The 22,412-nt window shown below is 57.8% G+C and carries 19 protein-coding genes; 18 read left to right on the forward strand and 1 reads right to left on the reverse strand.

The genetic code is table 11. The features are described from left to right. Positions 1-48: 48 nt before the first annotated feature. Complete coding sequence (locus PH256_RS14265; protein WP_270914710.1) at positions 49-891, reverse strand: MurR/RpiR family transcriptional regulator; 843 nt, start codon at positions 889-891, stop codon at positions 49-51. A 356-nt stretch (positions 892-1,247) separates the two neighbouring features. On the opposite strand from PH256_RS14265, the gene PH256_RS14270 reads away from it, so the two are divergent. The 18 genes from PH256_RS14270 to glgA all read left to right on the forward strand — a co-directional run bounded on the left by PH256_RS14270 (position 1,248) and on the right by glgA (position 22,343). Beyond that, a complete protein-coding gene (locus PH256_RS14270) occupies positions 1,248-2,603 on the forward strand; it encodes an ABC transporter substrate-binding protein (protein ID WP_270914711.1) in 1,356 nt (451 codons plus the stop codon). 163 nt (positions 2,604-2,766) lie between these two features. Further along, the gene (locus tag PH256_RS14275) at positions 2,767-3,711 is read left to right on the forward strand and encodes a carbohydrate ABC transporter permease (protein WP_435890108.1); all 945 of its coding nucleotides are present in this window, start codon (positions 2,767-2,769) and stop codon (positions 3,709-3,711) included. 13 nt (positions 3,712-3,724) lie between these two features. Continuing rightward, entirely contained in the window at positions 3,725-4,558 is an 834-nt protein-coding gene (locus PH256_RS14280; RefSeq protein WP_058963581.1) for a carbohydrate ABC transporter permease, read from the forward strand. 105 nt (positions 4,559-4,663) lie between these two features. Next, positions 4,664-5,134 carry a YhcH/YjgK/YiaL family protein gene (locus tag PH256_RS14285; RefSeq protein ID WP_087183657.1) on the forward strand — a complete coding sequence of 157 codons (471 nt, stop codon included), beginning with the start codon at positions 4,664-4,666 and terminating at the stop codon, positions 5,132-5,134. Between the two features lie 97 nt (positions 5,135-5,231). Then, a complete protein-coding gene (locus PH256_RS14290) occupies positions 5,232-5,396 on the forward strand; it encodes a hypothetical protein (protein ID WP_270914712.1) in 165 nt (54 codons plus the stop codon). A 267-nt stretch (positions 5,397-5,663) separates the two neighbouring features. After that, the gene (locus PH256_RS14295) at positions 5,664-7,268 is read left to right on the forward strand and encodes an ABC transporter substrate-binding protein (protein WP_270914713.1); all 1,605 of its coding nucleotides are present in this window, start codon (positions 5,664-5,666) and stop codon (positions 7,266-7,268) included. 161 nt (positions 7,269-7,429) lie between these two features. Further along, positions 7,430-8,392 (forward strand): ABC transporter permease, encoded by a 963-nt coding sequence (locus tag PH256_RS14300; protein WP_058963578.1) that lies wholly within the window; start codon positions 7,430-7,432, stop codon positions 8,390-8,392. 19 nt (positions 8,393-8,411) lie between these two features. Then, positions 8,412-9,308, forward strand: a complete 897-nt coding sequence (locus tag PH256_RS14305) for an ABC transporter permease (RefSeq protein WP_270914714.1) — start codon at positions 8,412-8,414, stop codon at positions 9,306-9,308. Between the two features lie 12 nt (positions 9,309-9,320). Beyond that, the gene (locus PH256_RS14310; protein WP_087183654.1) at positions 9,321-10,346 is read left to right on the forward strand and encodes an ABC transporter ATP-binding protein; all 1,026 of its coding nucleotides are present in this window, start codon (positions 9,321-9,323) and stop codon (positions 10,344-10,346) included. A gap of 2 nt (positions 10,347-10,348) precedes the next feature. Next, positions 10,349-11,359: an ABC transporter ATP-binding protein gene (locus PH256_RS14315; protein ID WP_087183653.1), complete on the forward strand. Its 1,011-nt coding sequence runs from the start codon at positions 10,349-10,351 to the stop codon at positions 11,357-11,359. Position 11,360: 1 nt separating this feature from the next. Next, a complete protein-coding gene (locus tag PH256_RS14320; protein ID WP_270914715.1) occupies positions 11,361-13,007 on the forward strand; it encodes an FAD-binding protein in 1,647 nt (548 codons plus the stop codon). After that, on the forward strand, positions 13,004-13,453 hold the full coding sequence (locus tag PH256_RS14325) for a YhcH/YjgK/YiaL family protein (protein WP_270914716.1): 450 nt from the start codon (positions 13,004-13,006) through the stop codon (positions 13,451-13,453). The genes PH256_RS14320 and PH256_RS14325 overlap by 4 nt, the downstream gene beginning before the upstream one ends. A 167-nt stretch (positions 13,454-13,620) precedes the next feature. Then, on the forward strand, positions 13,621-14,538 hold the full coding sequence (locus PH256_RS14330; protein WP_087180828.1) for a dihydrodipicolinate synthase family protein: 918 nt from the start codon (positions 13,621-13,623) through the stop codon (positions 14,536-14,538). A gap of 107 nt (positions 14,539-14,645) precedes the next feature. Further along, complete coding sequence (locus PH256_RS14335) at positions 14,646-15,857, forward strand: AGE family epimerase/isomerase (protein ID WP_087183650.1); 1,212 nt, start codon at positions 14,646-14,648, stop codon at positions 15,855-15,857. A 478-nt stretch (positions 15,858-16,335) separates the two neighbouring features. Further along, positions 16,336-18,402, forward strand: coding sequence for a 1,4-alpha-glucan branching protein GlgB (glgB, locus tag PH256_RS14340; RefSeq protein ID WP_270914717.1), 2,067 nt, complete (start codon positions 16,336-16,338; stop codon positions 18,400-18,402). 71 nt (positions 18,403-18,473) lie between these two features. After that, a complete protein-coding gene (locus PH256_RS14345; protein ID WP_087183648.1) occupies positions 18,474-19,691 on the forward strand; it encodes a glucose-1-phosphate adenylyltransferase in 1,218 nt (405 codons plus the stop codon). After that, positions 19,685-20,809: a glucose-1-phosphate adenylyltransferase subunit GlgD gene (gene glgD / locus PH256_RS14350; RefSeq protein WP_270914718.1), complete on the forward strand. Its 1,125-nt coding sequence runs from the start codon at positions 19,685-19,687 to the stop codon at positions 20,807-20,809. The genes PH256_RS14345 and glgD overlap by 7 nt, the downstream gene beginning before the upstream one ends. Before the next feature lie 115 nt (positions 20,810-20,924). Further along, a complete protein-coding gene (gene glgA / locus PH256_RS14355; protein WP_270914719.1) occupies positions 20,925-22,343 on the forward strand; it encodes a glycogen synthase GlgA in 1,419 nt (472 codons plus the stop codon). Positions 22,344-22,412: the final 69 nt, after the last annotated feature.

A 22,412-nucleotide genomic window follows, 5' to 3' on the forward strand; every position in this document is an offset into this window, starting at 1 on the left:
AGGGCTTGCCTTCTTCACGGAAGGCAAGCCCTTTTTTGTAACACAGGATTACAGATGGCGGATGGCCAGTGCGTTGGCGGTCAGGTCCTTGTTGCGCATGGTGGTGTCCATATCCCGGCGGCAGAACTCGTTCACCAGCATGTCCACCACGAACAGCATGGCCATCTTGGCCGCGATGCTGCCGGTCTGCAGCGGCCGCTCGTGTCCGCCGCACAGCAGCACCACGTCCGCCATGCTGGCGGCGGGGGAGTCGGCGTAGTGGGTAATCAGCACGATCTTGGCACCCCGGGCCTTGGCGGGCCGGAGCACGTCCTCCGCATCTCGGGTGGAGCCGGAATAGGAGACAAACAGAATCACGTCGTTCTCCTCCAGCAGGCTGGCGGCCATGATCTGCATGTGGTTGTCTTCAATGGTGAAGAACTTGGGGGTCACGGTGAGAAAGCGGCTCCAGGCCTCCCGCACGGTGGCCATGCTGCCGCCGTAGCCAAGGCCCAGGATCTTGCCCGCGCCTGCCAGCAGGTCGCCCGCCTTGATGAGTGCGGCCTCATCCAGCAGGGAAAGCGTCTGGTTCAGCGCCTGGATATTCGCCTCGTACAGCCGGCGGCACATGGCCTCAACGGTGTTGTCCTCCGGGGTGAGCTCGCCATAGGCTGCATAGGGGTTGGGCTGGTTCAGAATACTGGATTTTGCCAGTGCCAGTTTAAATTCGTTGTATCCCCCGAAGCCCAGCTGCTTGCAGAAGCGGAAGATGGTGGCTTCGGCCACCCCGCACTCACTGGCCAGCCCCGAAATGGAAAGATACTGCGCCTGGGCGCAGTGCTCGCGCAGATAGTCGGCGATTTTTCGGGAAGAGGGGGTGAACTGATCATAGTGGGTATTGATCTGATACATAACATCTAGCATTGGTGATACACTCCCAAGATGCTCCTTTCTGCCACAGTGCGAAAAAATTTTTCAAACATGTTTTAGAAAGGAGAAAATGCGAAACTTTTGTAACTTTATGTAATCATTACAAAAGAAAATCAACAGTATCTATATTATAAGGCAAAAATGACGGAATCTCAAGGAAAAAAGACCCAAAATTCCGTTGTGCAAGTTCACCGAATATTCATAGAAAAGATAGGTGGACTTCACAATTGAAAAAATTTTTCATGAATGATAGAATTTGAGTAAAGCGAGACGACGTGGTTTTTTCCGCGTCAAGATCGGGTCGAACAGACTGAAAAATCCTAAGGAGGAGAATTTCAATGAAAAAAGCGTTAGCACTTGTCATGGCCGGCGCAATGGCGCTGTCCATGGTAGCTTGCGGTGGCGGCAGCACCAGCACCAGCACCAGCACCGCTACCTCTGGTTCCACTGCAGCGAGCACCGGTACCAGCACTGCTTCCGGCACTGCCACCGAGATCACCCTGTGGACCTATCCCATCGGCTCCTGGCAGAAAGAGGAGACTGTGAACGGCTTCATCGCCGAGTTCAACAAGCAGTACCCCGACATCAAGGTCAACGTGGAGTACCTGGACTACACCAACGGCGACGATAAGGTTACCACCGCCATCGAAGCCAAGAACACCCCCGATATCATCTTCGAGGGTCCCGAGCGTCTGGTATCCAACTGGGGCGCCAAGGGCCTGATGGTTGACCTGAGCGACCTGTGGACCGAAGAGGCCACCGCCGACATCAGCCAGACCAGCGAGGCTGTTGTGAACGCCTGCAAGGGCGCCGACGGCAAGTACTATGAGTACCCCATGTGCATGACCGCTCACAACATGGCCATCAACTACGAGCTGTTCGAGGAGACCGGCGCTCTGCAGTACATCGATCAGGAGACCCGTACCTGGACCACCGATAACTTCGTGAAGGCTCTGGAGACCCTGCGCGACAGCGGCAAGGTTATGACCCCCGCCATCGTTTACTGCGGCGGCCAGGGCGGCGACCAGGGCACCCGCGCTCTGGTGAACAACCTGTACAGCGGCACCTACACCAATGCTGATCACACCGCTTACACTGCCAACAGCGCCGAGAACGTAAAGGCTCTGGAGCTGCTGCAGAAGCTGAACAGTGAGAAGGCTCTGACCTTCGACCCCGCTATGCAGGCTTCCGACGAGCTGCAGATGTTCGCCAACGGCACTGCTGCCATGACCTTCTGCTGGAATGCTTCCAACGAGGCTACCTACGCTGAGCAGGTTACCTTCACTCCCTACGCCATGAACTTCCCCACCGATGACGGAAAGGTTGAGCTGTGCGGCGGTATCTGGGGCTTCGGCATCTTCAACAACGGCGACGAGGCCAAGATCGAGGCTGCCAAGACCTTCATCAAGTTCATCTGCGACGACGCCACTCAGGGCCCCGCCAGCGTGCAGGCCACCGGCTTCTTCCCCGTTCGTTCTTCCTTCGGCAATGTTTACGCCGGCACCGAGAACGAGGAGCGCATGGCTACCTTCCAGACCTTCCTGCCCAACATGGGTGACTACTACAACGTGATCGGCGGCTGGACCGAGCAGCGTACTGCTTGGTGGAACATGCTGCAGGAAGTTGGCAACGGCAGCGACGTTCAGGCTGCTGCTGACAAGTTCGTTGAGACCTCCAACGCCGCTATCGGCTAAGGAACAGCCCTTCCAACTGATTCGTTAGAGCAGGGACGCGCACCTCTCTTTTTCGCCCGATGCGCAAAAAGAGAGGTGCGCTCTTTCTTAAAAGACGTGAACATGATTCACCCGCTGTTCCGGCGTTAGAGGAACCTGTGAGAGATGAGAGGAGAGGATCCATTTGACTACATCTGCCGCTAAGCAGCCTGTAAAAGGACCCAGCAAACGCTCCGGCCTCGGCATCAGCCGGGCGGAGGCACGCCGCGAGACCATTGCGGCCTACCTTTTCCTGTTGCCGTTTTTGATCGTTTTCGTTGGCTTTGTTCTGATCCCCATGGTCATGTGCCTGTGGACGAGCTTCTTCGATTCCACCATGGCCCGTGAGGACATTTTCGTTGGTTTTGGCAACTACATCAAGATGTTCCAGGATGATATCTTCTGGAAGGCCTTGATGAACACCGCACTGATCGTGGTGGTGGCTGTGCCCACCGTTACCGCGTTCTCTCTGTGGGTGGCTTCGGCCATTTATAAAATGAAGGCGGCTTCCTGCTCCTTCTTCCGCTGCATCTTCTACCTGCCCGTTGTAACCGGCACCGTGGCCGTTACCGTGGTGTGGAAGTGGATGTTCAACAACTACTACGGTATCATCAACTATGTGGCCAAGGGCGTTGGTGTGATCGACAACAACGTGAACTGGCTGGGCAACCCCAAGACCGCCATCTGGTGTATCATTCTGATCCTGTTCACCACCAGCATCGGCCAGCCCATCGTTCTGTACGTTTCCGCTCTGGGTAACGTGGACGCCAGCCTGACCGAGGCCGCTCAGGTGGACGGCGCCACCAAGCTGCAGACCTTCTGGAAGATCATGTGGCCCCAGATCACTCCCACCACCCTGTACATCCTGGTTATCACCACCATCAACAGCTTCCAGTGCTTCGCTCTGATTCAGCTGCTGACCAGCGGCGGTCCCAACCACGCCACCGATACCATCATGTACTACATCTACTACCAGGCCTTCAAGCTGTATCAGTACGGCTACGGCAACGCCATGGGCGTGATCCTGGCCATCATCATCGCTCTGCTGTCTGCCCTGCAGTTCAAGGTAGCCGGCAAGGGCAACGACTAAGGAGGCATAGAAGATGAATACTGTGACTGGCAAAATGACTCCTTACAAGGTCATCTCCGGCATCATCCTTGCCATTTTGACCGTGTTCCTGGTGTTCCCCCTGTACTGGATCTTCACCGGTTCCGTGAAGACCGCGGCGGACATCAACACCCCCACTCCCCAGTGGTTCCCCACCAACCCCACCCTGGCCAACTACGAGAAGCTGTTTGACAACCCGGCTCTGCTGTGGCTGTGGAACACCATCTTCATCGCCGTGGTTGCCATGGCCTTGACCTGCATCACCGCCGCTATGGCCGGTTACGTTCTGGCCAAGAAGAAGTTCTACGGCCGCACCGTGATCTTCAGCCTGATCGTTTGCGCCATGGCTCTGCCCAAGCAGGTTATCCTGATCCCCCTGCTGAAGGAGATGTCCTTCCTGGGCATCCACGATACCCTGTGGGCCGTGATTCTGCCCACCGTCGGCTGGCCCTTCGGCGTATTCCTGATGAAGCAGTTCAGCGAAGGCATCCCCAACGAGATGCTGGAGGCTGCCCGCATCGACGGCGCCGGTGAGATCCGCACCTTCGTGCAGATCATCCTGCCCATGGTCAAGCCCGGCATCGGCGCTCTGGCCATCTTCACCTTCATCACCGCCTGGAACGATTACTTCATGCAGTTGATCATGCTGACCAAGAACACCAGCCTGACCATCTCGCTGGGCATCGCGAACCTGCAGGCTGAAATGGCCACCGACTTCGGCCTGATCATGGCCGGTGCTGCGGTTGCCGCCATTCCCATCCTGGCTGTGTTCCTGATGTTCCAGAAGTACTTCACTCAGGGCATCACCATGGGTGCTGTGAAGGGCTGATCCCTCAGACCCGTTTGTTTCCCAAAACCAGGTGGCTGCCGCCACCTGGTTTTTTTTGTCAGCACCGGCTGCCGGAAAAACGCGGCCGGGGAAGGAGAGAATACCATGATCTATGATAATTTCAGCAATCTGAGCGCTTACAAAGGCTTTTCCAAAGGGCTGGACAAGGTGATCGAATGGGCCGAGACCCATAAGGTGGAGGAGCTGCCCCTGGGCCGCACCGAGATCGACGGCAGTCGGGTGTTCGTGAATGTAATGGAGGCAGATACCCGCCCGGAGGCAGGTGCGCACTATGAGGTGCACCACAAGTACATGGACCTTCAGATGGATATCGAGGGCTGTGAGGACTTCGAGGTTCCCAGCAGCTACAGCCAGGATGAAAAGGGCTTTGACGACGCGGCAGACATCGGCTTCGGCGATGGCCCGGTGGGCGATCTGGGTCATCTGGGCGGCGGTAAGTTTGCTTTGTTCCTAGCAGGCGAGCCTCACATGCCCACCCTGAGCAACGGCACCTGCACCCATGTGAAGAAGGCTGTGTTCAAAATTCTGAGCAACGAATATTACGACGAGGTCTGATCGGGACCTCGTGAAAACAAGACCCGGGCGCATCCGCAACTGCGGAGCCGCACCCGGGTTTTGTTGTTTCCAGCTTGAATGGAAAACAGGGAAGAATATGGATGAAAAAATGGAAATCTGTCAGGGCATGGGCCCAAAATGTGAAAAAATTTTTCATTTCAGATTCAAAATGAGGAAGTTTCGAGAAAACTGGATGAAAGGGGAAAGCAGAAAAAATGAGAAAAAGGAAGCGTCAAAAGTAACAAAAAATAACAGAGCATGACTCAAAAATGGCCGCAGAAAGCCCAAAAGTGGCTTTTTGAAACGGTCTTGTGCAAAATGACAAATTTGCCTCGGGTAGATTCGTAGGACTTCATAATTGAAAATTTTTTTCATAGATGGTACCATAAGAGTAAAGCAAGGGGTGCTGAACTGCACGCCTTGTTCCAAGGGAAATGGAGTGCCTTGGCTCTGATGCATACATATTAAATACGATTGGAGAAGGATACGATTGGAGAAGGCGCTCTCAATTTTGAAGGAGGCAAAAAACATGAAGAAAGTTCTTGCACTTGTTCTCGCAGCTGCCATGGCACTTTCCATGGTAGCCTGCGGCGGTGGCTCGACCACCACCACCAGCGGTTCCACCGCAACCAGCGGCGCAGCCAGCACCGGCACTGCCGCTGCCGCCAGCGACGGCACCCTGAAGCTGATTCTGTCCACCACCGACGGCAGCAGCACCGACGACAAGGTTCCCACCCCCTGGTACAACCGCACCCTGCCCACCAACCTGATGTTCCGCAGCCTGTTCATTGCGGACAGCTCCCTGAACGAAGTGAGCCCCGACCTGGCCGAGAGCTATGAGGTCAGCGAGGACGGCCTGACCTACACCATCACCCTGAAGGACGGCCTGAAGTGGAGCGACGGCGAGGCCCTGACCGCTGACGATGTGCTGTGGTCCATCGACGCTGCTCTGCAGACCACTCAGGTGAACGCCATCTACACTTCCGCGTTCAAGAAGATCGCTGAGAAGAGCGCCGACGGCAACGTGATCACCCTGACCCTGAGCGAGCCCTACAGCTCCCTGCCTCAGATCCTGAGCCAGTTCGCCATCCTGCCCAAGCACAGCCTGGAGAACGTGGACGTTCTGAAGCTGGACGCCGACACCACCTTCTGGCAGAACCCCGTAACCAATGGTTACTACATGGTTGGCGAGTTCAACGTGGGCAACTACTTCACCATGGTTCCCAACCCCAACTATGAGGGCACTCCCGCCAAGATCCAGAAGGTTACCGTTTCCTACGTGAACGATTACCTGACCGCCGCTCAGTCCGGCAACGCCGACTACCTGTACGGCAACGCCACCGACCTGGTGGAAGCCATGCAGGGCATGAGCAACTACACCTCTCACGAGGTTGACGTACTGTTCTACAAGTACTTTATCTTTAACATGGAAGGCACCGACGGCACCCAGAACGAGGCCATGCAGAACGTTGAGGTCCGCAAGGCTATCATGGAAGCCATCGACCGCGCCACTCTGGCCACCCTGTATCCCAGCGCAACCGTGCTGAACTCCGGCGTGCCCGATTCCAACCCCGCATACAACGGCTTCACCTACACCTTCGACACAGAGAAGGCCAAGGCTGACATCGCTGCTTCCGGCTACGACATGAGCCGTCCCATCCGCATCTGCTACTACAACAATGATCAGACCAGCATCGACCTGATCAACACCATCGTTTACTACCTGGAGCAGGCTGGCCTGACTGTTGAGTCCACCCTGTCCAACGACGGTACCACCGATCTGTTCACCACCCGCCAGTACGACATCGGCTTCAAGGGCAAGAGCTCCTTCTCTCTGGATGAGTGGTACAGCGAGTACCTGAGCACCGATGCTCTGTTCCAGAAAATCTGGGGCGGCGACACTTCCTTCGACGAGGCCATTGCAACCTACTCTGCTGCCACTACCGAGGAAGAGAAGAATGCTGCTCTGAAGACCCTGCAGGATCTGGAGCAGGAGAAGCTGTACAAGGTTCCTCTGTTCACCGTTGGTAACTATGTGTTCACCAGCAGCAACGTGAAGATCCCCGAGGGCGTCACCTTCTGCAACCCCCTGTACAGCTGCGATCTGGATTTCGCCAACTGGGAAATGGCCTGATCCGCTGATACTGCTGCAATCCCTGGCATAATGTGATTGCTGGAAAGGGAGAGACATTGGCCTTTGCCTTTCGTCTCTCCCTTTCCTTTTCGGCAGGCCTCTTCTGACGGGCCTGTGCTCCGCCCCATTTGTGTTACAATCACCGAGATTGGAGTGAGAACATGCTAAAGTTCATTCTCAAAAAACTTCTTCTGATGATCCCGATGCTGCTTGTCATCAGTCTGATCGTGTTCTTCGGCCTGCAGGCGACTGGCATCGACCCCATCAACTTCATGCTCAGCCCGGAACAGCTTTCCGCCAGCCCCGAGGTGGTGGAGCAGCTGCGTGAAGAGCTGGGCCTGAACGACCCCCTGATTGTTCAGTATTTCAACTGGCTGGGCAATATGCTGCACGGTGACTTCGGCTATTCCATCACCGACGGTACCTCCATTGCCAGCACCCTGGCCGTCCGTATGCCCTACACTCTGGAGCTGGCCGGCTACTCTCTGGTGCTGTCCGCCATCATCGGCATCGGCATCGGTATCATTTCCGCCATCCGTCAGAACGGCATCATCGACTACATCGGCCGTGTTCTGGCGGTTCTGGGCCAGGCGGTTCCCCAGTTCCTGGTGGGCATCATCCTGATCCAGATCTTCTCCATCAAGCTGGGCATCTTCCCGGCGGCGAACCGTGTCAGCCCGGATGCCACCAACGCTTTTGTGGACGCCTTCATGCATCTGTTCCTGCCTGTGGCCACCCTGACCATCGGCATGGTGGCGGTTCTGATGCGTTACGCCCGCAACACCATGCTGGACGTGCTGAACAGCGACTACATCAAGACCGCCCGCAGCAAGGGCATCCCCGAGTGGAAGGTTTACTTAAAGCACGGCTTCCGCAATGCCATGAAGCCCGTTCTGGTTATCCTGATGTTCCGTATTCCCACCCTGATCGGCGGTTCCGTGGTTGTTGAGAGCGTGTTCTCCTACCCCGGCATCGGTATGACCATGACCAACGCCATTGTTGCCAACGACTACAACGTGGTTATGGTGACCACCCTGATCATCGCCGCCACCATGCTGGTGTGCTCCTTCATGGTGGACGTGCTGAACGCCATTATGGATCCGCGTGTGCGGCTGGGCGAATAAGCGAGAGGAGGAGTAGAATATGAGCAATCCCAATGCGGCAGCAAGCATCAAGGAACAAAACAAAAGCGCGGCCTCCTCTTTGCTGAAAAAGAATGTCCGCAAGTTTTTGAACAACAAGCTGGCTGTGTTTGGTCTGGTGGTCGTGGTAATCATGACCCTGGCCTGCATCATCGGCGCCATTATGGGCGTGGACTACGCCACCCCCGACCTGACCAACATGAAAGCCGCTCCCGAGGCAGGCCACATCTTCGGCACCGACACCATCGGCCGTGACCTGCTGGCCCGTGTGCTGATCGGCGGCTGCTATTCCATCCTGATCGGCGTGTTCTGCGCCGTGCTCAGCAGCGTGATCGGCGCGGCGCTGGGCGCCATCGCCGGTTACTTCGGCGGCTGGGTGGACGCTGTGATCGTGCGTATTTCCGAGATCTTCCAGGCTTTCCCCCAGCTGGTTCTGGTCATGATGCTGGTGGCCATCCTCAACCAGCGCGGCCTGGGCAACCTGCTGTTCATCTTCGTGGTCACCGGCTGGATGACCACCTTCCGTATGGTGCGCAACGAGTTCATGAGCCTGAAGAACGAGACCTACGTTAAGGTCTGCGAGGCTTTTGGCATGAAGCGCAGCAACATCATGTTCAAGCAGATCCTGCCCAACGTGATGAGCCCCATCATCGTTTCCACCACCACCAACGTGGCGTTCTTCATTCTGCAGGAGGCCTCCCTGAGCTTCATCGGCCTGGGCGTTGCCGACAGCACCCCCACCTGGGGCAACATCCTGAACGCTGCAAAGTCTGTTTCCGTGGTTACCAACCAGTGGTGGATCTGGGTATTCCCCGGTCTCGCCATCAGCCTGTTCGTTCTGGCCATCAACTTCTTCGGCGACGGCCTGCGGGACGTTCTGGACCCGAAACAGCAGTAAGGAGGCGGCAGTATGGATACAAAAGAGATCATCTTAGACGTAAAAAATCTGAATACCACCTTTATTTCCGACCGCAAGGAGATCCGGATCGTAAAGAACGTTTCCTTCCAGTTAAAGCGCGGCACCGCGCTGGCGGTTGTGGGTGAGTCCGGCTGCGGCAAGAGCGTGACCATGAACTCCATCATGCGTTTCCTGGGCAAGAATGCCCGGGTCGAGGCGGACAACATCCAGTACAACGCCCTGCGGGACGGCAAGGTGACCGAGTATCATCTGGAAAAGATCAAGGACCCCAACGGCCCTGAGATGCGCGCCCTGCGCGGCCCGGATATGTCCATGGTGTTCCAGGACCCCATGTCCAGCCTGAACCCCGTTTACAAGGTGGGTGACCAGGTGGCTGAGGGCCTGATCCAGCACACCGGCATGAAGAAGAAGGAAGCCCGTGTGAAGGTTCTGGAGATGTTCCGCAAGCTGGGCATTCCTGATCCCGAGGAGCGCATCGACAACTACCCCCATCAGTTCTCCGGCGGCATGAAGCAGCGCGTGGTGATTGCCATCGCCATGATCTGCAACCCGGAGCTGATCATCTGCGACGAGCCCACCACCGCGCTGGACGTTACCATCCAGGCGCAGATCATGGAACTGCTCAAGGATCTGCAGGTGAAGGAAGGCAAGTCCATCGTGCTGATCACCCATAACATGGGCCTGGTGGCCGAGATGGCCGATGAGGTCTGCGTCATGTACATGGGCCGCGTGGTGGAATTCGGCAGCCTGGAGGACGTGTTCGACCGCACCTCCCACCCCTACACCAAGGCGCTGCTGCGCAGCGTGCCCGTGCTGGGCCTGGCCGACGGCCAGAAGCTGGAGACCATTCCCGGCTCCACTCCCAACCCGGCCAACCTGAAGCCCGGCTGTGAGTTCGCGGACCGCTGCCCCGAATGCACCGCCGCCTGCCGTGAAAAGGATATCCCGACCTTCGAGATCAGCCCCGGCCACCGGGTTCGCTGCTTGAAGTATAAGAACTTCCCGGAGGTGGACTGATCATGAGCGAAAATCGTGAAGTTATCTTTAAGATTGAAAACCTGAAGACCTGGTTCCCCATCACCAAGGGCGCCTTCAAGAAGGTCGTGGGCCATGTGAAGGCCGTGGACGACGTGAGCCTGGAAGTGTACAAGGGCGAGACCCTGGGCATCGTGGGCGAGTCCGGCTGCGGCAAGTCCACCTTCGGCAAGACCATTATGATGCTGGAGAAGCCCACCGGCGGCAAGGTGCTGTTCAACTACGGCGGCGAGTTTAAGGACGTGACCAAGTTCAACAAGGAGGAAATGTTCCAGTTCCGCCGCAAGGTGCAGATGGTGTTCCAGGACCCCTATTCGGCCCTGAACCCCCAGAAGAAGATCTACACCTCCTTTGAGGAGCCCCTGAAGGTTCACGGCGTGAAGAACGAGGCAGACCGTGAGGCCGTGATGCAGAAGGTGCTGAAGATGGTTAACATCCAGCCCGACTACCTGATGCGTTATCCCCACGAGTTCTCCGGCGGCCAGCGCCAGCGTCTGTGCATTGCCCGTGCGCTGGAGGTTATGCCCGAAGTTCTGGTGTGTGACGAGCCCGTTTCCGCGCTGGACGTGTCCATTCAGGCGCAGGTTCTGAACCTGATGAAGGACATCCAGAAGGAAATGAACCTGACCTACCTGTTCATTGCCCACGACCTGAGCGTTGTGCAGTACATGTCCGACCGTATCGTGGTTATGTACCTGGGCAAGATCGTGGAGATCGCCGACAGCCGCGCGCTGTACGACGAGCCCCTGCATCCCTACACCCAGGCGCTGCTGAGCGCCATTCCTGTGCCTGACATCCACAAGACCAAGAAGCGTCAGGTGCTGGAGGGCGAGGTACCCAGCCCCATCCACAAGCCCAGCGGCTGTGCCTTCCACAACCGCTGCCCCAAGTGCATGGAGATCTGCAAGACCGTGGACCCCGCCATGGTACACCACGGCGCAGAGGGCCATATGGTCGCCTGCCATCTGTATGACAAAGAGGCGGCGAAGGCCTGATATGCGGCTGGAGTATACAAAGCACTGTGACGTGCTGGTGGCCGGCTCAGGCATTGCCGGGATCATGGCGGCCCTTGCTGCGGCGGGGGCCGGCCGTTCGGTGATTCTGGCCAGCAGCGGCCCGGTGTTCTCCGGTTCCAGCTTCTACCCTGGAACCTGGGGCCTCGGGCTGATCGGGCCGGAAAACGAAGCCGACCAGGAGGATCTGGTTCAGAGCATCCTGGAGGTGGGCTGCGGCATGGCGGACGAGACCATGGTCCGTGCCTTTGTGGCGGGCATTGGCCCGGCCATTGAGGGCGTGAAGGCCATGGGCGTTCAGCTGAAAGCCGCCGCCGACCAGAATCAAAAGGATTTCATCCCTTGCTTTGACCGCAAGCACCGCAGCTGGAACGGCCTGCTGTTCGACAGCATGCGCCAGGTGTTCTCCCGTAAAATGGAGGAATCCGGTGTGGAGCAGCTGCCCGGCTGCGAGCTGCTGCAGCTGATCAAAACCGGCGAGCGGGTGAGCGGTGCGGTGATCTGCCAAAAAGGGGAGCTGGCTGCTGTTCAGTGCGGCGCGCTGGTGCTGGCCACCGGCGGCTACGGCGGCCTGTTCCGGGACCGGCTCACCACCGACGACGTGGCGGGTACCGGCCAATGGCTGGCGCTGGAGGCCGGGGCCGAGCTGGTGAACCTGGAGTTCATGCAGATGATGCCCGGCTACCTGAGCCCCTGCCGCAAAACCATCTTCAACGAAAAGACCTTCCGCTATACCCGCTTGACAGGACCGGACGGAAGGGATATTCTGGAGAACGAACCGGACCGGCAGGCCCTTCTGGAGTGCCGGTCCACCCACGGCCCCTTCACCAGCCGCCTTGTCTCCAAACGGGTGGATCTGGCCATGGTGAAGGCCGCCCAAGCCGCGCCGGAGCAGGGGGTTACCGTGACCTACGGCCCCGAGATCCGGCAGAATACGCCGGAATTCGTGCGTACCTACTTCGACTGGCTCTGGGAGAAAAAGCATCTGACCATGGATGACCCGGTGCAGATTGCGCCCTTTGCCCATGCGGCAAACGGCGGTGTGCGCATTGATGCCGGCGGGTTTACCGGAGTCCCCGGGCTGTTTGCCTGCGGCGAGGTGACCGGCGGTATGCATGGCGCGGACCGGATCGGCGGACTTTCCACCGCCAACGGCCTGGTGTTCGGCAGAAAAGCAGGCGAGAGCGCAGCGGCCTTTGCGGCAGCGCAGCCTGTGCCCGAAGCGGCCGGGCCGGTGGAATTCGAAGCCCGGATCATTCCGGACCAGGCCGAGCGGCGCCGCCGGATGCAGGATGTGATGAGCGAATGCGGTATGGTGGTGCGCAGCGGCGAAGCGCTGGCCCGGGGCATTGAGTGCCTGGACCAGCTGACCGAGGGCTGTGAATTTACCGGCGGCAGCGACGCGGCGCAAATCGCAGCCAGCCGCCGCCTGTGGGCTCAGCTGCATCTGGCCCGGGCGATTCTGAGCGCTCAGCAGATGCGTACCGAGAGCCGCGGCTCCCACTACCGGGCGGATTACCCGGACCGGGACCCGGCGCTGGAAAAACGCATCCTGGTGCGGATGCAGAACGGTGCTGCCCAGGCTGCCTTTGAACAGAACCTTGCAGAAAAGAGGTCTGAAGTACAATGATTTATACCAATTGCCAGCAGATGGAGCGTTATCTGGGCGTGAGTGACGCGCTGGATACCGCCATCCGTTATCTGAAAACGGCCGATCTGAGCCAGTTGCAGTTCGGCCGCAACGATGTGGACGGCGACAACGTTTACATCAACCGTTTTGATTACGACACGCTGCCGCTGGACAAGGCTGCCTGGGAGGGACATGCCCAGTACGCCGACATCCACGTGCTGCTCAGCGGTGAGGAGAAGATCGGCGTGACCGATGCCTCCCGCCTGACGGCCACCACCCGGGACGAGGCCACCGATTTCATCGGCTACGAAGGCCCGGTGGAGACCTGGTTCACCATGCACCCCGGCGACGTACTGGTGGTTTTCCCCGAAGACGTCCATATGGTGAAGGTGCAGCTGAACGGCGAGGCACATGTACAAAAAGCTGTGTTTAAAGTGCGGGCCTGAACCGCAGTTTAAATAAGGCAATGCCGTGCAATTCCAGGTGGTGAAGCACGCCGGAAAGTTTTGGTGTGATGCGCCGCCTGAGGCGTTCGCCGTGAATGGCGCGGTGTTGACGAAAGTCCTTGCGGACAAATTTTTAAGGTGTATTTCCAAAAAAGGAGAGGAAAAACATGAAAGACATTTCCAAGTACCAGGGCATTATTCCCGCGTTTTACGCTTGCTACGACGACGAGGGCAACATCAGCGTTGAGCGCACCAAAGAGCTGACCCGCTACTTCATCAAGAAGGGCGTTAAGGGCGTATACGTTTGCGGTTCCTCCGGCGAGTGCATTTACCAGAGCAAGGAAGAGCGCAAGCAGACCCTGGAGGCTGTGATGAGCGAGGCCAAGGGCAAGCTGACCGTGATCGCCCACGTGGCCTGCAACAACACCGCCGACAGCATGGAGCTGGCTGCTCATGCCGAGAGCCTGGGCGTTGATGCCATCGCCTCCATTCCTCCCATCTACTTCAAGCTGCCCGAGCACGCCATCGCTCAGTACTGGAACGACATTTCCTCCGCCGCTCCCAACACCGATTTCGTGATCTACAACATCCCGCAGCTGGCCGGCGTGGCCCTGACCATGCCCCTGTTCCGCGAGATGCGCAAGAATCCCCGCGTTGCCGCTGTGAAGAACAGCAGCATGCCCGTACAGGACATCCAGATGTTCAAGATGGAAGGCGGCCCGGACTTCGTTGTATTCAACGGTCCCGACGAGCAGTTCATCTCCGGCCGCGCCATGGGCGCTGACGGCGGCATCGGCGGCACCTACGCTGTAATGCCCGAGCTGCTGCTGAAGGCTGACGAGCTGCTGAAGGCCGGCAAGGTCAAGGAAGCTGCCGAGGTTCAGTACGCCATCGACGCCATCATCTACGCCATGTGCGCCTGCAAGGGCAACCTGTACGCTGTGATGAAGGAGATCCTGCGCATCCGCGAGAATCTGGACATCGGCGGCGTTCGCAAGCCTCTGCCCAACCTGTTCCCCGAGGATATGGACCAGGTCAAGAAGTGCGCCAAGATGATCGACGAGGCCATTGCCAAGTTCTGCTGATCGGAACGGAACATTCAGCCCGGACCCTGCGCTGGCAGGGCCCGGGCTTTCAGAGATTTTAATAAGCGGCCCTTTTAAGCCGCTTCGCACAAGGAGTTGTGATTATTATGGATAAGCATGCAGAGCAATTGAAAGAGTATCAGAAGTGGGTTCGCGAGGAGCTGGAGCGCAGCGTAAACTTCTGGCTGAAGAACGGCATGGACCACGAGCATGGCGGCGTTTACACCTGCCTGGACCGCACCGGCAAGCTGTTCAGCACCGATAAGAGCGTCTGGTTCCAGGGCCGCTGCGCCTGGACCTTCTCCTACCTGTGCCATGTGTATGGCAAGAAGCAGGAGTGGCTGGATGCTGCCAAGAGCTGCCTGGACTTCATGGAGAAATACTGCATCAACCGGGAAGCCGGTGACCGTATGTACTTCACCGTGACCGCCGACGGCAAGCCCCTGCGTCAGCGCCGTTACTGCTTCTCCGAGGGCTTCTACGCCATCGCCAACGCCGAGTACTACGGCGTGACCGGTGAGAAGGAGTGCATCGAGCGTGCCCGCCGCGCCTACGAGCTGATCTATCAGCTGAACAACGGCCTGATCAAGGACCCCACCGGTATGGGCCCCAAGACCATTCCCGAGACCCGCACCGGCCGTGCTCTGGCCGATCCCATGATCTACCTGAACATCACCGCTGTGATGCGCCGCTGCGACCCCGAGAACAACGCGCTGTATGAAGCCCGCGCCAAGGAGTGCTGCGAGACCATCTTCAAGTATCACTTCAAGCCCGAACTGAAGTGCACCCTGGAGACCGTTGGCATGAACGGCGAGCTGCAGATGGACTACACCGCCGGCCGCGTGGTCAACCCCGGCCACGACATCGAGTGCAGCTGGTTTGTGATGGAGCAGGCCAAGCACACCGGCGACGAGGAGCTGCGCAAGAAGGCTCAGACCCTGTTCGACTATGCCTACGAAGGCGGCTGGGACAAGGAGTACGGCGGCCTGCTGTACTTCATCGACTGCAAGGGCCTGCCCCCGGAGGCTTACGAGCATGACATGAAGCTGTGGTGGCCTCACAACGAGCTGCTCATCGCCAGCATGATGATCTACCGCGACACCCAGGACGAGAAGTACCTGAAGATCTTCGACGAGACCCTGGAGTACTGCAAGAAGGTGTTCAGCGATCCCGAGTACGGCGATTGGTACGGCTACCTGCGCCGCGACGGCAAGCCCACCGAGCCTGCCTGCAAGGGCTCCACCTTCAAGGGCCCCTTCCATCTGCCCCGCTGCCTGATGATGGTGGATCAGCTGATCGACGAGATCCTGGCCCGCTGAGCCGCGTCTGCTGACCGACAAAATTACCAAACAAAGGAACCCCCGTACCGGAATTGCCGGTACGGGGGTTCCTTTTGTTAAAAACCATAGTAAAAATATTGGAATTAACGCACATTTTACAGTTCTGCGTGTACAGCAGGAAAAATATCCTGTATACTGAAAGAAAAACATGTTCCAAAGTAGAAAAATGTCCATACGTAAAACACGATTGTGCGTGGTGGAAATCTGCCTTTTTCGGGCGGTAAAGAATGTATAAAATGGCAGTAAAAAAGTAGGAAAAACCCAAAACCGAAAGCGTTCGAAAAATCCGCCGCTTTGCCCAACTAAGTGGAAAAAGCATTGTGCAAACTTTCTAAAAGCAAAAAAAAGAAAAAAGCTTTTTTAGCACTATATGACATAAAATACTTGAAAAATATCTTAAAAATGGTATGATAAAGGTAATGTATTGGGGCAAAAAGCCCCAGGGAGGGAGACAGGCGTGAAGAAAGAACATAAACATGCGGAGTTGCCCGTATATTTGTTTAAGCAGGGCAACAATTTTGAGGCTTACCGGTTCTTCGGCGCCCACATGGAACGGCAGGGAGACCGGGAGGGGGTCGTGTTCCGCACCTGGGCCCCCCACGCGAAGGCGGTGTGCATCGTCGGCGATTTCAACAGCTGGGTGCCGGGCAGCCATCCCATGCAGCAGCTGGAGGACAGCGGCATCTGGGAGGCGTTCGTTCCGGGCATCCAGGAGTACGATGTGTACAAGTACTGCATTACCACCCAGGGCGATGAGCTGCTGTTCAAGGCGGACCCGTACGCTTTCCATGCGGAGACCCGGCCGTCCAACGGCAGCAAGGTGTACAACCTGGAGGGCTACCAGTGGCAGGACGGTGAGTGGGAGGCCAAACAGAAGAAGACGGACCCCATCAACGGCCCCATGAACATCTACGAGCTGCATGCCGGCAGCTGGAAGGTAAAGGAAAACGGCGACCCCTATAACTACTCCGAGCTGGCTGATCAGCTCATTCCGTACTTACAGTACATGGGCTACACCCATGTGGAGCTGCTGCCGGTGACCGAGCATCCCTTCGACGGCAGCTGGGGCTATCAGGTGACCGGCTATTTCGCCCCCACCAGCCGTTACGGCACCCCCAAGGACTTCATGAACTTTGTGGACAAGTGCCACCAGGCCGGCATCGGCGTGATCATGGACTGGGTTCCCGCCCACTTCCCGAAGGATGCCTTCGGTTTGTACATGTACGACGGGGCGCCCTGCTATGAGGACCCCAACCCCCGCCGTGGCGAGCACAAGGAATGGGGCACCATGGTCTTCAACTACGGTATGCCCGAGGTGGAGAGCTTCCTGGTGTCCAGCGCGCTGTTCTGGATTGAGCAGTACCACATCGACGGCCTGCGTGTGGACGCGGTGGCCTCGATGCTGTATCTGGATTACAACCGGCGTGACGGCGAATGGGAAGCCAACATCCACGGCGGCAAGGAAAACCTGGAGGCCATTGCCTTCCTGCGCAAGCTGAACAGCACCGTGCTGGGCCGTCATCCCCACAAGCTGATGATCGCCGAGGAATCCACCGCCTGGCCCATGGTATCCAAGCCGGCAGAGGACGGTGGCCTGGGCTTCAACTTCAAGTGGAACATGGGCTGGATGAACGACATGCTCAGCTACATGAGCACCGACCCACTGTTCCGCGCAGGCAACCACAACAAGGTGACCTTCAGCTTCTTCTACGCCTTCAGCGAGAATTTTGTTCTGCCCATCAGTCACGATGAGGTGGTGCACGGCAAGGGCAGCCTGATCAACAAGATGCCCGGCGAGTATCAGGACAAGTTCGCCAACCTGCGCACCTTCTACGGCTATATGATGGCACACCCCGGCAAGAAGCTGCTGTTCATGGGCCAGGAATTCGCCCAGTTCAGCGAGTGGAACGAGGCCAAGGGTCTGGATTGGATGCTGCTGGAATACGACAGCCACCGCCAGATGGAGGCCTATGTGCGGGATCTGAACCATTTCTACACCGAGCATCCCGAATTGTGGGAAGTGGATTACAGCTGGGAGGGCTTCCAGTGGATTGTGCCGGATGACAACCAGCAGTCGGTGATCGCCTTCCTGCGGCGGGACGCCAAGGGCAAGATGATTATGGTGGTCTGCAACTTCAACCCCATCCAGCGTGTGGACTACCAGATGGGCGTACCCAACCCCGGCACCTACAAGGAGCTGCTCAACAGCGACGATGTGAAGTACGGCGGCGGCGGGGTACACAACCCGGCCAAGCGCACCCGCAAAAAGCCCATGCACGGCTTTGATCAGAGCATTCAGCTCACGCTGCCGCCTCTGAGCACCGTGTATCTGGCCGTGCCGGAAGCAAAGGCGCAGCCCAAGAAAGCGGCGGCCAAGAAGACCACCGCAAAAAAGCCCGCGGCCCAAAAGCCTGCCGCGAAGAAACCTGCCGCAGCAGCCAAAACGGCAAAAACCGCAGCTGCGGGCACCAAACAAGCCAGGAAGCCTGCCGCCCCCCAAAAGGCGGCTCCCAAGGGGGAGTAAATACTCCTGCCTGGGCGCTTTGGAATAAAACAGCACATTAAGGCGGAAAAACCGCCGATAAGGGGAGAAAAATTATGAAAGAATGTATCGCAATGCTGCTGGCCGGCGGCCAGGGCTCACGGCTTTACGCCCTGACCCAACGGCTGGCAAAACCGGCTGTACCGTTTGGGGGAAAATACCGCATCATCGACTTCCCCCTGTCCAACTGTGTGAACTCCGGCATCGACACGGTTGGCATCCTGACCCAGTACCAGCCTCTGGTGCTGAATGAGTACATCGGCAATGGCCAGCCCTGGGACCTGGACCGGCTGTACGGTGGTGTACATGTGCTGCCTCCGTACCAGACGGCCACCGGCTCTGACTGGTACAAGGGCACTGCCAATGCTATTTATCAGAACATCAACTTCATCGACCGCTACAATCCCAGCTACGTGGTGATCCTGTCCGGCGACCACATCTACAAGATGGACTACGGCAAAATGCTGGATTTCCACAAGGAGAACGAGGCCGACTGCACCATCGCTGTTATGGAGGTGCCCTGGGAGGAGGCCAGCCGCTTCGGCATCATGACCGCCGACGAGAACAACGTGATCACCAAGTTTGAAGAGAAGCCGAAGGAGCCCAAGAGCAATCTGGCCTCCATGGGTATCTACATCTTCACCTGGGAGAAGCTGCGCAAGTTCCTGATCGAGGACGAGGCCAACCCCGCTTCCGACAACGATTTCGGCAAGAACATCATCCCCAGCATGCTGGCCAGCAAGGAAAAGATGGTGGCCTATCACTTCGAGGGCTACTGGAAGGACGTTGGAACCATCAGCAGCTTGTGGGACGCCAACATGGACCTGCTGAACCCCAACGTTTCTCTGGACGTCTGGAGCGACGACTGGAAGATCTACTCCCGCAACTCCGGTATGCCCGGCCAGTGGATCGGCGCCAATGCGGTGATCGACAATTCCATGGTCACCGAGGGCTGCCGCGTGGAAGGCAAGCTGGTTCAGAGCGTTCTGTTCGCCGGTGTTAAGGTGGGCGAGGGCGCCGTGGTGGAGGATTCCATCGTAATGCCCGGTTCGGTCATCGAGCCCGGTGCAACCGTAAAATATTCCATTATCGCTGAGAACGTGGTCGTGAAGAGCGGCGCGGTCGTTGGCGAGCGCCCGGAAGACATGGAGAACGTGGACGACTGGGGCGTGGCCGTTGTTGGCGAGGGCGTGACCATTGGCGCGAATGCCAAGGTAGGCCCCAAGGCAATGGTTGTTAAAGATGTTAAGGATGGTGAGGAGCAATGGTAAAATCGAACACGGACGCTCTGGGAATTATTTTCCCCAACGCGCATGACTCCCTGGTGCAGGAACTGGTGGCCGAGCGTACCATGGCTTCCGTACCCTTTGGCGGCCGTTACCGCCTGATCGACTTTGTGCTGTCCAGCATGGTGAATTCCGGCATCAGCAATGTGTCCATCGTGGTTAAGCAGAACTACCACTCCCTGATGGACCATCTGGGCTCCGGCCGTGAATGGGACCTGACCCGCAAGCGCGGCGGTCTGAACCTGGTTCCCCCCTATGCGGAAGCCAATGTGAAGCTGTACCGCGGCCGCGTGGAAGCGCTGGCCAGCCTGGTAGAGTTCCTGGAGGATCAGAAGGAAGAGTTCGTGATCATGAGCGATTCCGACGTGGCCTTCAACTTTGATTTCAACGAGCTGATCGCTGCTCATGTGGCCAGCCAGGCCGATGTGACCGTGATGTATCAGCGCAGTCTTATTCCTCAGGGCCTGAAAGAGGACAACTACACTCTGAAGCTGCAGGACGGCCGCGTGACCGAGCTGCTCACCAACGACTACCGTCCCGGCGTGCAGAACCTGTCCATGAACGTGTACATCATCCAGCGCGAGAGCCTGATCGCCATGATCAAGGACGCCTCCATCCGCGGCCTGCTGTACTTCGAGAAGGACATTCTGGCCCGCAACCTGGAGCTGCTGAATGTACAGGGCTTCGAGTACACCGGCTACACCGCCCGTATCGCGGACCGCAAGAGCTACTTCGAAGAGAACATGCGTCTGCTGGACCCCAAGAATCTGGATGCGCTGTTCCCCGAGGATAAGCCCGTTTACACCAAGGTACACGACAATGCCCCCACCCGTTATGCCATGGACTGCCAGGTGAAGAACAGCATGGTGGCCGACGGCTGCATCATTGAGGGTGAAGTGGAGAACTGCGTTCTGTTCCGCGGTGTTAAGGTCAAGAAGGGCGCGAAGGTCAAGAACTGCGTGCTGATGCAGAACACCGTTGTGGAAGCCGGCGCCGAAGTGGAATACGCTGTGACCGACAAGAACGTGAAGATCACTGCCGATAAGAAGCTGTCCGGCACAGATACCTTCCCGGTATATGTGGCCAAGGGGCATACGGTATAAATAATCCTTGAAGGGAATCTGAGTATTCCCTGATCTCTCTCCCCGGGGCGGGAGCCGGGGATTCCACCGGCTCCCGCCCTATCCCATATATACCCCATTGAAGGAGGACAACACGATGAATGTTCTTTTTTGCGCCAGCGAGGCCAATCCCTTTGCCGCCTCCGGCGGTCTGGGCGATGTGGCGGGCAGCCTGCCCAAGGCACTTGTGAAAAACGGCGTGGATTGCCGGGTGGTCATGCCGCTGTACGGCGATCTGAAGTTCCGTGACCAGCTGACCTACGTGACCAACTTCAGCGTGCCGGTGGGCTGGCGCAGCCAGTATTGCGGCCTGTTCACCTGCCAGCGGGATGGTGTGACCTTCTATTTTCTGGACAACGAATACTACTTCCGCCGTAGCGGTCTGTATGGCTTCTATGACGACGGCGAACGCTTCGCCTTCTTCAGCCGGGCCATTCTGGAGATGCTGTTCTATACTGATTTTGTGCCGGATGTGATCAACGCCAACGACTGGCAGACCGCTCTGGTGCCGGTGTTCCTGAACATGTACTACCGTCATCTGGACAAGTTCAGCCGCATCAAGACCGTGTTTACCATCCACAACATCCAGTACCAGGGCAAATACGGCCTGGATATCCTGGAAGACACCTGCGGCATCGGCCGCCGAGACGCCCACATTGTGGAGTACGATGGCTGCGCCAACTTCATGAAGGGCGCCATCGAGACCTCCGACAAGGTGAGCACTGTAAGCCCCACCTACGCGGGCGAGATTCTGGACCCCTGGTTCAGCCATGGTCTGGACGGCCTGCTGCGTCAGAAGCAGTACAAGCTGTGCGGTATTCTGAACGGCATCGACGTGGATTCCTACAATCCCGAGACCGACCCCAACATTGCCGCTCATTACAATGCGGATACCTTCCCTGAGGGCAAGGCAGCTTGCAAGAAGGCGCTGCAGGAGGAGTTCAACCTGGACCAGGATGGCAGCCCCGTGATGGCCATGGTGACCCGCCTGGTGGGCCACAAGGGCGTGGATCTGGTGCGCAGCGTGGCCGAAGGCCTGTTGGAGCAGGGCATCGAGCTGGTGATCCTGGGCAATGGCGAGCACGCCTATGAGGCGTTCTTCAGTGATCTGGCAGCCCGTCATCCCGGCCGGGTGGGCGTTTACATCGGCTTTGTGCCGCCGCTGGCCCGCCGCATTTATGCGGGCGCGGATATGTTCCTGATGCCCTCCAAGAGTGAGCCCTGCGGTCTGGCTCAGATGGTGGCCTGCCGCTACGGCACCATCCCCATTGTGCGTGAGACCGGCGGCCTGCGGGATTCCATTCACGATTCCGGCGACGGCTACGGCAACGGCTTCACCTTCAGCCAGTACAATGCCCATGACCTGTATGAGGCCTGCTGGCGTGCCAAGGAAGGCTACTGGCAGAAGGAGGGCTGGCCGGTACTGGTGCGCCGCGCCATGTGCTGCGATTTCAGCTGGAATGTATCCGCCCAGAGCTACATTGAGATGTACAATCAGGTGACCACTCTTTGGTGATCTGGCTAAAAGAATTCTGCTTGCTTTTTTGAATTTTGTGTGATATTCTAAAAGCGAGGAGAGGAGGTA

The sequence above is a fragment of the Allofournierella sp. CML151 genome, from assembly GCF_027853465.1.
GTDB lineage: Bacteria > Bacillota > Clostridia > Oscillospirales > Ruminococcaceae > Allofournierella.

Excerpts from the sequence above, each read along its gene's own strand:
- PH256_RS14265 (WP_270914710.1), bottom strand. The coding sequence starts at position 891 with ATGTATCAGATCAATACCCACTATGATCAGTTCACCCCCTCTTCCCGA.
- PH256_RS14270 (WP_270914711.1), top strand. The coding sequence starts at position 1,248 with ATGAAAAAAGCGTTAGCACTTGTCATGGCCGGCGCAATGGCGCTGTCC.
- PH256_RS14280 (WP_058963581.1), top strand. The coding sequence starts at position 3,725 with ATGAATACTGTGACTGGCAAAATGACTCCTTACAAGGTCATCTCCGGC.
- PH256_RS14285 (WP_087183657.1), top strand. The coding sequence starts at position 4,664 with ATGATCTATGATAATTTCAGCAATCTGAGCGCTTACAAAGGCTTTTCC.
- PH256_RS14290 (WP_270914712.1), top strand. The coding sequence starts at position 5,232 with ATGGATGAAAAAATGGAAATCTGTCAGGGCATGGGCCCAAAATGTGAA.
- PH256_RS14295 (WP_270914713.1), top strand. The coding sequence starts at position 5,664 with ATGAAGAAAGTTCTTGCACTTGTTCTCGCAGCTGCCATGGCACTTTCC.
- PH256_RS14300 (WP_058963578.1), top strand. The coding sequence starts at position 7,430 with ATGCTAAAGTTCATTCTCAAAAAACTTCTTCTGATGATCCCGATGCTG.
- PH256_RS14305 (WP_270914714.1), top strand. The coding sequence starts at position 8,412 with ATGAGCAATCCCAATGCGGCAGCAAGCATCAAGGAACAAAACAAAAGC.
- PH256_RS14310 (WP_087183654.1), top strand. The coding sequence starts at position 9,321 with ATGGATACAAAAGAGATCATCTTAGACGTAAAAAATCTGAATACCACC.
- PH256_RS14315 (WP_087183653.1), top strand. The coding sequence starts at position 10,349 with ATGAGCGAAAATCGTGAAGTTATCTTTAAGATTGAAAACCTGAAGACC.
- PH256_RS14320 (WP_270914715.1), top strand. The coding sequence starts at position 11,361 with ATGCGGCTGGAGTATACAAAGCACTGTGACGTGCTGGTGGCCGGCTCA.
- PH256_RS14325 (WP_270914716.1), top strand. The coding sequence starts at position 13,004 with ATGATTTATACCAATTGCCAGCAGATGGAGCGTTATCTGGGCGTGAGT.
- PH256_RS14330 (WP_087180828.1), top strand. The coding sequence starts at position 13,621 with ATGAAAGACATTTCCAAGTACCAGGGCATTATTCCCGCGTTTTACGCT.
- PH256_RS14335 (WP_087183650.1), top strand. The coding sequence starts at position 14,646 with ATGGATAAGCATGCAGAGCAATTGAAAGAGTATCAGAAGTGGGTTCGC.
- glgD (WP_270914718.1), top strand. The coding sequence starts at position 19,685 with ATGGTAAAATCGAACACGGACGCTCTGGGAATTATTTTCCCCAACGCG.
- glgA (WP_270914719.1), top strand. The coding sequence starts at position 20,925 with ATGAATGTTCTTTTTTGCGCCAGCGAGGCCAATCCCTTTGCCGCCTCC.